The organism is Methylobacterium sp. WL6, assembly GCF_008040095.1.
Lineage (GTDB): Bacteria > Pseudomonadota > Alphaproteobacteria > Rhizobiales > Beijerinckiaceae > Methylobacterium.
Genome location: NZ_VRVH01000162.1, coordinates 1 through 10,006, shown reverse-complemented (window position 1 = coordinate 10,006; position 10,006 = coordinate 1). Strand labels below are relative to the sequence as shown.

Sequence of the window (10,006 nt, the reverse complement as noted above, 5' to 3'; positions counted from 1 at the left end):
ACCTCATGGCGCTGCCGGCCGCCGGCCGCCCGGCCGCGAGCGCGCGCGCGATCGTGGTCGCGGAGCCGGTGGGCATCCAGCCGTTCGAGGCCGATCGGATCATCGTGCGCGAGGCCGGCGGCTCGCTCTCGTTCCTCGGCGGCGGCCAATGGGCCGATCGCCTGCCGCGCCTGATCCAGACCCGGATCATCCAGAGCCTGGAGAATGCCGGCCGCCTGCGCTCGGTCTCGCGCCCCGGCGACAAGGTCGTGGCCGACTACCAGCTCATCTCCGAGATCCGCGCCTTCGACATCGCGGCCGGCACCGGCGAGGCGGTGGTGGACATCTCGGCCAAGCTGGTCGCCGACGGCACCGGCAAGGTGGTCGCGGCCCGGATCTTCACGGCGCGCGTGCCCGTCACCGCGGTCGATGCCGGCAACGGGGCGCGGGCGCTCGACCAGGCGCTCGGCACCGTGCTCGCGGACCTGGTGCGCTGGGTGAACGGCGGGCGCTGAGCGCCTGGGCCGCTCACTCCATCACCGCCGCCTTCATGATCACCACCATCGTCGCGCGGCCCGGCACGTCGCCGGTGCAGCGGACGACGTGCTGGCGGTCGCAGCGGTAGCGCAGGGTCTCGCCGGCCCGCGCGCGCTGAACGACGCCGCCGATGTCGACCTCGAAGCAGCCCTCCGAGACCGAGAGCGATTCGACCGAGCCGCGCTGGTGCGGATCGGAATCGAGCACCCCGCCCGGGTCGGCCGAGACCTCGTACCATTGCAGCCACTCGATGGTCTTGACCCAGCCGATGATCGCCAGCCGCACCTTGCCGTCCTCGGAGACGAGGATCGGCGTGTCGGCGCGCGAGGACTTCTCGATGAAGGGCTCCTCGTCGTTGGCCGCCAGCACCCGTTCGATCGAGACGTCGAGCGCCTGCGACAGGCGCCAGATCGTCGCCAGCGTCGGGTTGGTCTCGTTGCGCTCGATCTGGCTGATGATCGACTTGGCGACGCCGGATTGCTCGGCGAGCTCCGACAGCGAGAGGTTGTAGGCCTTGCGCAGGCGCTGGATCGTCTTGCCGAGCTGTCCCGACAGCACGGCCGCTCCGCTCAGCATGTCCCGGCCCCGACCCGGCCGTTCCGCCTGTTCCTGCATCGCCGAAGCCATCCGCATTCCGCCATCGCGTTCCGTTTATCGGAACGAACGTGCGCTACTACAAACGCAATCCCCCCGCGGATGCAAGGCGACCGGCGCGGATGCGGCAGCGTGCCGGCTCGGCGTTCAGGCCCAGATCGCGAAGAAGTGGTGGACCGGCCCATGCCCCTCGCCGATCGCGAGGTCGTCGGCGGAGGCGATCGCGGCGGCGACGTAGGCCTTGGCGGCCCGGACCGCCGCCTCGAGGCCGAGGCGCTTCGCGAGGCCGGCGGCGACGGCGGCCGACAGGGTGCAGCCGGTGCCGTGGGTGTTGCGCGTCGGGTGGCGTGCGCCCGAGAGGCGCCGCACCAGCCCCTCCGAGGTCAGTAGATGGTCGACGCTCTCGTCGCCCGCGGCATGGCCGCCCTTGATCAGCACGCCGTGGGCGCCCGCCGCGACGAGGCGCCTGGCCTGCGCGGCCGCGCCGTTCTCGTCGGCGGCCGGTGCCTCGTCGAGAAGGCTCGCCGCCTCGGGCAGGTTCGGGGTGATCAGGTCGGCGAGCGGCATCAGGCGGCTGCGGAGCAGCATCACCGCGTCGTCCGAGATCAACCGGTCGCCGCTGGTGGCGACCATCACCGGATCGAGCACCACCGGGATGCGCCGCGGGATGGCGTGGCGCTCGAGCGCCGCAGCCACGGCCTCGATCACCGCCGGCTGCGACAGCATCCCGATCTTCACCGCCGTCACGGCGAGGTCGGAGAAGACGCTGTCGATCTGCGCGGCGACGAAGTCGGCGGGCACGTCGTGGATGCCCTGGACGCCGCGCGTGTTCTGCGCGGTCAGCGCCGTGATCGCGCTGGCGCCGTAGACGCCGAGCGCCGAGAAGGTTTTGAGATCGGCCTGGATCCCGGCGCCGCCGCCCGAATCCGATCCTGCGATGGTCAGCGCGATCGGCGTCATCGGGCAGCTCCTCGTTCGGCCAGCGCCGCGTCGACCCGCGCCCGCAGGTCGCGCGCCCGGCCCTCGATCGTCTCCGCCCCGAACAGGGCCGAGATCACCGCGATCCCGTCAGCGCCGGCGGCGATCACCGCGGCGGCGTTGCTCACGTCGATGCCGGCGATCGCGCCGACCGGCACCGCGGTGCCGCGGGCGAGCCTGGCGCGGAACGCGATCCGCGCGAATCCGTCGAGGCCGACCGGCGGATCCGGGTTGTCCTTGCTGGTCGTGGCGAAGACGCCGCCGATGCAGGCGTAATCCACCGGCAGCCGATAGAGCTCGTCGGCCTGCGCGCCGGTCTTCAGCGTCAACCCGACGATCGCCCGGTCGCCGAGCAGCCGGCGGGCATCGGCCGGGTGCAGATCCGACTGGCCGAGATGCACGCCCTCGCAACCCGCGGCCAGCGCGAGGTCGACCCGGTCGTTGACCAGCAGCGGCGCGCGGCCGGCGAGGGCCGCATGGATCGCGCGGATGCGGGCGAGCGCGGCGCGGGCGTCGGCGATGTCCTTCTCGCGATACTGGAACAGGGTGCAGCCCCCGGCGACCGCCGCCGCCGCCATGTCGGCGAGGCGAGGCCCGTCGTCGCCGCAGACGCCGACGTCGAGGAGACCGTAGAGGCGCAGGTCGACCGTCGGACCGGACGCGCGGCCGGTCGTCGCGTTTCCGAGGCTGCCGCCCGCCTGCATCGCCCGCCTCCTCACGACCGGCTGTCGTCCCGGCGCGTTCGGCCCTGTCTGGCCACCGCAGAGCCGCTTAGCAAGCGCTTTCGGCCTCGGAGGCAAGAGGGCGCCATCCCCGCCGGAATGTCGGCGCCGCGTTGACGGATTGCGGCCGTTTGCGGCTTAAGCAACGACAGGTCGATGCGCGGCCGCTCCATCGACGACCGCTCGGCCTTGGGCGGCGGGTCATGCGATGGACAGGGCGACGGGAAAGACGATGTCGGCGGACTTGCGCGCGGCCGGGACGGTGCCCAGCCCCTCCTCCGTGGGGCTCGCCGCGGCGATCATCGCCGCCACCGAGGGCGAGCCGCGCGCGCTGACCGTCCAGGTGGCCGACCAGGCCGCGGGACGCGGCGACGGGCTGCCGGCCGGGCCGCTCGTGTCGGAGCATGCCACCCTGGAGCGCGGCCTGCGCGCCTGGGTCGAGCGCCAGACCCACCAGCGCCTGGGCTACGTCGAGCAGCTTTACACCTTCGGCGACCGCGACCGGCAGGCCGACGCCAGGGCGGGCGTCCACACCCTGTCGGTGGCCTACCTCGCCCTCGTGCGCGAGGAGCGCCCGGCGGGCCTGGCCGAGGCGGCCTGGCGCAACTGGTACCGCTACCTGCCCTACGAGGATTTCCGGAAGGGCCGGCCGCCCGAGCTCGATGCGATCGAGGCCGAGCTGCTGGCCTGGGCCGGCGCGCCGACCGATGCTAAGCTCCGGCGCTCGCGCGCGGACCGCCTCGGCCTCACCTTCGGCCTCAACGGCGCGACCTGGAACGAGGAGCGCGTGCTGGAACGCTACGAGCTGCTGTTCGAGGCGGGGCTGATCCCGGAAGCCGCCGGCAATGCCGGGCCCGCGCGCCCCGGCGACCCGACGGGAGTGCCGATGGCGTTCGACCATCGCCGGGTGCTCGCCACCGCGATCGGGCGCCTGCGCGGCAAGATCAAGTATCGCCCGGTGGTGTTCGAGCTGATGCCGCCGCACTTCACGCTGCTCCAGCTTCAGCGCACCGTCGAGGCCCTGTCGGGAACGCAGCTCCACAAGCAGAACTTCCGCCGGCTGGTGGCGCAGCAGGGGCTGGTGGAGGAGACCGAGGGCGTCACCAGCGGCACCGCCGGGCGGCCGGCGCGCCTGGTCCGCTTTCGCCGTGAGGTCCTGCTCGAGCGCCCCGCCCCCGGCCTGCGCCTGACGCCGTCGCGCCGGTCGCAGTGATGCGAGCCGGCAAAGTCATCCTCGAGACGCTGTGTTCCGGGCCGAGGTATTTAGCCAGCACAGGATAGTACTTGTTGCTTTTCAGCAACCACGCGTACTTCTCAATATTATGACTGGATTATGACGAAGACTCCGACGTAGACTTCGCTAGTTCTGCTCTCCGAACGCCGAAGATCGGCACGAGGGGACGAATCATGGACTTCAAGCAGGGTGTCTCGATCGCCGCGGTGGTCGTCGCGGCCTATGGGCCGGCAGCCGTCCAGGCGCAGACCGCGAACACGACGCCGGCCAACGTCAACGTGCTGAACCTGCTCGCGCCGTTCCTCTCGCTGAACGGAACGGCGGTTGGGCAGCAGACGCTGCAGCTCAACCTCTCGCAGGCTATCGCCCAGAACCAGGGCGCCTCGGTCGCCGACCAGCAGCGGGCGATCAGCGACAAGGCGCTGCCCGGAAGCGCCGCCTTCGCGACGACGATTACCCTCCTCGACGGGACGCGGGTCAATCTCGGGCCGGGCGACAATCTCGCGGGCGGGCTGCCGCTGCAGGCGGCGCAGAGCCCGGGCGGCCTCAACCCCTACCAGCCCGTGGGCGGGCTCGGGCCGCAGCTCGGCGCGATCTACCAGACCGGCGTCCGGGCGAGCACCGCGACGAGCGGGCCGCTCACCAACACCTTCAACCTCCTTAATCAGGCCTACACGGTGCTCAGCGCCAACCTCGGCGTGGCGAAGAGCTACTTCGCGAACGGGGCAGCGAACAACCCGAGCACCGCGCCATCCGGCAACGCGCCGCCGATCCCGGCGGTGGCGCCGGCCGGCTACACCCTGCCCACCGGTCCCTACACGATCCCCGCCGGCTCGCCCGCCGGGGCGGCCGGGACGACCGGCACGCTGCCTAACCGCTTCGACAGCGTCCTCGACCTCGCCTACGGCGTCCGCAACACGCAAGCGGGCCAGGACATCTACGGCTCCTCGCGGCCGATCCAGGTCGCCGCGAGCCGCTACAACGTGTTCGACCCGACGGCGCTGAACGGCATCGCCACCAACCCGTCCTTCCCGAGCGGGCACACCCAGTACGCCTATACCGACGGCTACCTGCTCGCGATGCTGGTGCCGCAGCAGTACCAGAACATGCTGCTGCGCGCCTCGGACTACGCCAACGACCGCATCGTGCTCGGCGTGCATTATCCGCTCGACATCATCGCCTCGCGCTCCTTCTCGGCCTACGACCTCGCCCAGACCTTCACCAACCCGGCCTACATCAACAACGCCGCGACGACGGGCACGGCGATCAACATGCCGGGCCTGTTCACCCGGGCCGCGGCGGAGCTGCAGGCCTACGAGGCGGCGCAGTGCGGGAACACGGTCGCGGCCTGCGCGGCGAGTGCCGCCAACACCGCGAGCAACCCGTACGTGCCCTCCGCCGCCAACCAGGCGCTGTACCAGGCCCGCCTGACCTACGGCCTGCCGACCCTCACCTTCGCCCAGGCGCCGCGCGAGACGGCGCCCGTCAACGGCCCCGACGCCTCGATCCTGCTGGCGCCGCTCTACGGCGGCAGCACGACCGCCGCCAGGACGATCGCGCCGAACGGCGGCCTCTACGGCAACCTGCAGACCGGCACGATCAACCAGATCCTCGTCAACACCGAGACCAACGCGCTCGCCGCCTTCTATGGCACGGCGCTGAGCTACTGGAGCCGTCTCGACCTGTACTCGGCCGCAGGCTACTTCGGGAACGTCGCCGGCACCCTGCGGATGGATGCCGCCGACGCGCTGGCGACGAACGTCGCGGTCGGCAACGGCGGCGCGCTCTACGCCAACGGCACGATTGCCGGCCTCGCCACGGTCAACGACGGCGGCCTGCTCGGCGGCACCGGCACGGTCGGCGGCATCAGCGCGCTTTCGGGCGGCACGGTGGCGCCGGGCAACTCCATCGGCACGCTCACCGTCGCGGGCAACGCCGCGTTCGCGGCGGGCTCGGTGTTTCAGGTCGAGGCCAACGCCGCCGGCCAGTCCGACCGGCTCGCGGTCGCCGGCACGGCGACGCTCGCCGGCGGCACCGTGCAGGTGCTCGCGGCGCCCGGCACCTACGATCCGCGCACGCAGTACGCGATCCTCACCGCCGGCGGCGGCGTAGCCGGGCAGTTCGCGGGCGTGACCGCGAACTTCGCCTTCCTCACCCCGACGCTGCGCTACCAGGCCAACGAGGTCGACCTCACGCTGACCCGCAACGACATCGCGTTCGCGACGATCGCGCTGACCCGCAACCAGGGCGCGGTCGCCAACGCGATCCAGGCCGGGGGCCCCGGCACCGGCGCCTACGACCGCACCATCGGGCTGACGACGCCCGAGGCGGTCGGAGCCTTCCGTGCGCTGACCGGGGACATCCATGCCAGCGCGATCTCGGCCGAGTTCGAGACCGCGTTCTTCGTCCGCGAGGCGATCCTGGATCGGATGCGCTGGGGCGCCACCCCCGGCTTCGCGGAGAGCGCCGATTACGGACGCCTGCCGGCCGCCTACGCCGCCGACCTGCCCGGTCGCCGCGCCGCGCCGGTGCCGGTGGCCGTCCGCACCCTCGACCCGCGGGTGTTCGGGCTCTGGGGCCAGGGCTTCGGCAGCTTCGGGCAGGCCCGCGGCGACGGCAACGCGGCGAGCCTGTCGCGCCAGACCTCGGGCTTCGTGCTCGGCGCCGATGTCCGCGTCGAGAGCGGCTTCCGCCTCGGCGTGGCCGGCGGCTACACCGCGACCAGCCTCGACACGGCCGGGCGCCTGCAATCGGGCTCGATCGAGAGCGGCTTCGGCGGTCTCTACGGCGGCTACGAGCGCGGCCCGGTCTCGCTGCGGCTGGGCGCGGTCTACGCCGACAACGCGGCGCGCCTGACCCGGACGGTGGCGTTCGCCGGCTTCGCCGACACGCCGAGCGCCCGCACCGGCGGCTCGACGATCCAGGGCTTCGGCGAGATCGGCTACAAGCTCTTCCTGGGCGGCGCCGCGCCGCCCGTCGGCGAGGACGCCGCCCCGGTCCCGGTGACGACGCTCTCCTACATCGAGCCCTTCGTCGGGGGCGCCGTCGTCGCGATCGGCCGCGACCGCTTCACCGAAACCGGCGGGATCGCCGCGCTGACCGGGTTCGCCCGCGACTACGACCTCGGGGCGGCCACCGCCGGCGTACGGGCGCAGACGAGCTTCGATCTCGGCCTCGGCGCGCCGGTCTCGGCCCACGGCCTGCTCGGCTACCGCCGGGCCTTCGGCGACGTGGTGCCGACGGCGCTGCTGGCCTTCGGCGCCACCGGCCCGGCCTTCCTCACCGCGGGCATCCCGATCGACCGCGACGCCCTCGTGGCGGAAGCCGGCCTCGACCTGCGGGTCTCGGCCGCCGCCACCCTGGGCATCGCCTACACCGGCCAGGTCGGGTCCCGCGCCGAGGACCACGCCGTCAAGGGAAACTTCACCTACCGGTTCTGAGCTGTTTCGGACCCATCACGATCGGGCCAAATTCCCACCGCCGCGACCCTCGGGTCGCGGCGGTTTCGCGTCGTGCGCGTTGTCCCTGCGCGCCGATCCAACCCCTCATCTCGATCCTCAGCGCTTCCGAGAACCGGTAGCCTCGAAGGAGCCCGCTGACCAGGCGCGCGATCGCAGGAGGGCTCCTTCGAGGCTGCCGAGGCAGCACCTCAGGATGAGGGCGTTGGTTGGGATAGGGGGACGCCTACCCATTTGACTTCCGGTGCGTGCTATCCGCGGATCGCCGGTTGGCTCCTCAGTGGAGTCTGCGTCTGGCCATCCCGAAACACCCGCCCCATCAGCCGAATCGCGGCAGCGGCGCGATCCGGGGCACGTCGGTGCCGCCCTTGCGCTCGAGCAGGCCGGGCGGCGGAACCGGCGCCACGATCGTGCAGACGACGCCTGCAGGATCGAAGGCGAGATTGACCTCGCCGGCGAGCTCGCGGGCGAGGCTGCGCTCGATCAGCCGCGAGCCGAAACCGGTGCGCGTCGGCTTCGCCACCGGCGGGCCGCCGCTCTCGACCCATCGCAGGGTGAGGCTGACCTCGTCGTCGCGCCGGAGCGTCCAGGCGATGTCGATGCGGCCGCCTTCGCGCGAGAGCGCACCGTACTTGACCGCGTTGGTGCCGAGCTCGTGCAGCGCCATGGCGATCGACAGCGCGATCCGCGGCGGCAGCCGCAACGGCGGCCCGGAGACGCGGAAGCGCGAGACCTCCGGGGAATCGAGCGGGCGGATCGCGTCGGCGACGACCGTGGCGATCTCGGCCCCCTCCCAGCTCTCGCGGGTGAGCACGTCGTGGACGCGGGCGAGCGCCAGGAGCCGCGCCTCGAAGGCGCCGCGGGCCGCATCGGCCTCGGCCCCGTCGAGGCTGCGCAGGGACTGGTTGGCGATCGACTGGACGGTGGCCAGCGTGTTCTTCACCCGGTGGTTCAGCTCGTGGATCAGGAGCAGCAGGTGCTCCTCGGCGGACTTCGCATCGGTGATGTCGACGTTGCAGCCGGTGTAGCCGAGGAAGGTGCCGCCGTCGTCGAGGCGCGGCACGCCCTCGCAGCGGAGCCAGCGAACCGCCCCGTCGCGGTCGATCACCCGGACCTCGGTGCGGAAGGGCTTCCGCGCGTCGAAGGCGTCGGTGAAGGTGGCCGAGAAGCCGGCGAGGTCGTCGGGATGGACGATCTTGTGCCAGCCCTCGTTGGCCAGCGCCGTCGCCGGCATTCCGAAGATGTGCTCGAAATGCATGTTGACGAAGCTGACCGTCGCGGCCTCGTCCGTCATCCAGATCAGCGCCGGCGCGGAATCGGCCATGTGGCGGAAGCGCGCCTCGCTCTCCCGCAGCGCCGAGAGCCCGCGGCGGGTGTCGGCCAGCGCGCGGTCGCGCTCGCCCTCGCGGGTCTTCAACCGGAGCGAGGCGTCGGTGAGCACGTCGCCGAGGCGGCGGATCTCGTGCACCGGCGAGGCGATGCGCGGGATCGCCTCGCCGCGCGACAGGGCCGGGCCGGAGGCTGCGAGCTGGCGCAGCGGACGCGACACCCGCGACCACAGCACGACCGCGAGCGCCGACGACGTCGCCAGGACGAGAAGGCCGAACCCGCCGAAGGCCCAGACCCAGCGGCGCAGCCGCGCGTCGACGAGGGTTTGCGGGATGCTGGTGCCGACCGTCCACCCGGTGAGGCGCGAGCGCGCCTCCACCACGACGACCGGGCGGTGCTGCCGGTCCTTGCCCTGCCAGACGCCGGGCGTCTCGGTCTGGATCTGCCGGAGGCTGGCGAGGCGCGGGCGTCCGACGATCGCGCCCGGGTCGGGCAGGCGGGCGAGGACCAGCGCCTGCCGGTCGGAGATGCCGGTGGTCCAGCCCTCGACGACCTCGCGGGCGAGGATCGCCTGCAGGCGGCTCACGGGCGCGCTGAAACTGAGGATGTAGGCGACGTTCGGGCCGACCATCACCGGCACGGCGACACCGTAGGTGGCATCGCCCGGCATCGGCCCGGGAAGGTAGCCGGTCACCATCGCCCGCTGGGTGCCCGAGGCGATCTCCTTGTCGAACGGCAGCACGGTGATCGGCAGCATGCCGCCGCGCTTGATCCCGGTGTTGACGATCTGCTGCCCGTCGGGACGGCGCAGCATGATGTCGAGGTCGATCGCCTCGCGGACGAGACGGGCCTGCGCGTCGAAGGCCTCGAACTCGCCATCCTTCAGGCGCGGCGAGGTGGCGAGGGTCTGCAGCACCGAGACCAGGCCGGCGGTGTCGCGATCGATCGACAGGGCGATGCCGCGCACGTTCTCGCGGGCATCCTGCTCGAAGCGCGCACGCTCGACGGAGGCGTAGCGGGCGAGCAGGATCGCGGTGAAGATCAGGCCCGGCCCGATCAGCGCGATCACCAGCGCGACGAGGTAGACCTGCGTCGAGGCGCCGTTCCGCTCGAGCCGCTCGATGCGACGGCGGAGCCAGCTCGGACGCGGGCCGCGGCGGCCGCGGGCGGCGGGC

Annotated in this window: 7 protein-coding genes; 3 read left to right on the top strand and 4 right to left on the bottom strand. The window is 72.4% G+C overall.

What is annotated here, in order from left to right:
* A partial coding sequence (locus FV230_RS18535; protein ID WP_147843445.1) for an ABC-type transport auxiliary lipoprotein family protein occupies nucleotides 1-494 on the top strand: 494 nt, incomplete at its 5' end.
* A gap of 13 nt (nucleotides 495-507) precedes the next feature.
* Here the strand turns inward: FV230_RS18535 and FV230_RS18530 are convergent.
* The 3 genes from FV230_RS18530 to thiE all read right to left on the bottom strand — a co-directional run bounded on the left by FV230_RS18530 (nucleotide 508) and on the right by thiE (nucleotide 2,792).
* A complete protein-coding gene (locus tag FV230_RS18530) occupies nucleotides 508-1,131 on the bottom strand; it encodes an XRE family transcriptional regulator (protein ID WP_147729642.1) in 624 nt (207 codons plus the stop codon).
* A gap of 126 nt (nucleotides 1,132-1,257) precedes the next feature.
* The gene (gene thiD / locus FV230_RS18525; protein ID WP_147843444.1) at nucleotides 1,258-2,070 is read right to left on the bottom strand and encodes a bifunctional hydroxymethylpyrimidine kinase/phosphomethylpyrimidine kinase; all 813 of its coding nucleotides are present in this window, start codon (nucleotides 2,068-2,070) and stop codon (nucleotides 1,258-1,260) included.
* Nucleotides 2,067-2,792 carry a thiamine phosphate synthase gene (gene thiE / locus FV230_RS18520; protein WP_147843443.1) on the bottom strand — a complete coding sequence of 242 codons (726 nt, stop codon included), beginning with the start codon at nucleotides 2,790-2,792 and terminating at the stop codon, nucleotides 2,067-2,069. The genes thiD and thiE overlap by 4 nt, the downstream gene beginning before the upstream one ends.
* A gap of 250 nt (nucleotides 2,793-3,042) precedes the next feature.
* Between thiE and FV230_RS18515 the strand changes: the two genes are divergently transcribed.
* Nucleotides 3,043-4,023 (top strand): hypothetical protein, encoded by a 981-nt coding sequence (locus FV230_RS18515; RefSeq protein ID WP_147729042.1) that lies wholly within the window; start codon nucleotides 3,043-3,045, stop codon nucleotides 4,021-4,023.
* Between the two features lie 194 nt (nucleotides 4,024-4,217).
* Nucleotides 4,218-7,484 carry an autotransporter domain-containing protein gene (locus tag FV230_RS31260; protein WP_147843442.1) on the top strand — a complete coding sequence of 1,089 codons (3,267 nt, stop codon included), beginning with the start codon at nucleotides 4,218-4,220 and terminating at the stop codon, nucleotides 7,482-7,484.
* 337 nt (nucleotides 7,485-7,821) lie between these two features.
* On the opposite strand, the gene FV230_RS18505 is transcribed toward FV230_RS31260, so the two are convergent.
* Nucleotides 7,822-9,954 carry an HWE histidine kinase domain-containing protein gene (locus FV230_RS18505; RefSeq protein ID WP_147843446.1) on the bottom strand — a complete coding sequence of 711 codons (2,133 nt, stop codon included), beginning with the start codon at nucleotides 9,952-9,954 and terminating at the stop codon, nucleotides 7,822-7,824.
* Between the last annotated feature and the right edge of the window lie 52 nt (nucleotides 9,955-10,006).

Bases quoted from the DNA above. Each gene is read 5' to 3' on its own strand.
- thiD (WP_147843444.1), bottom strand. From the start codon at position 2,070: ATGACGCCGATCGCGCTGACCATCGCAGGATCGGATTCGGGCGGCGGC.
- FV230_RS31260 (WP_147843442.1), top strand. From the start codon at position 4,218: ATGGACTTCAAGCAGGGTGTCTCGATCGCCGCGGTGGTCGTCGCGGCC.
- FV230_RS18530 (WP_147729642.1), bottom strand. From the start codon at position 1,131: ATGCAGGAACAGGCGGAACGGCCGGGTCGGGGCCGGGACATGCTGAGC.
- thiE (WP_147843443.1), bottom strand. From the start codon at position 2,792: ATGCAGGCGGGCGGCAGCCTCGGAAACGCGACGACCGGCCGCGCGTCC.
- FV230_RS18515 (WP_147729042.1), top strand. From the start codon at position 3,043: ATGTCGGCGGACTTGCGCGCGGCCGGGACGGTGCCCAGCCCCTCCTCC.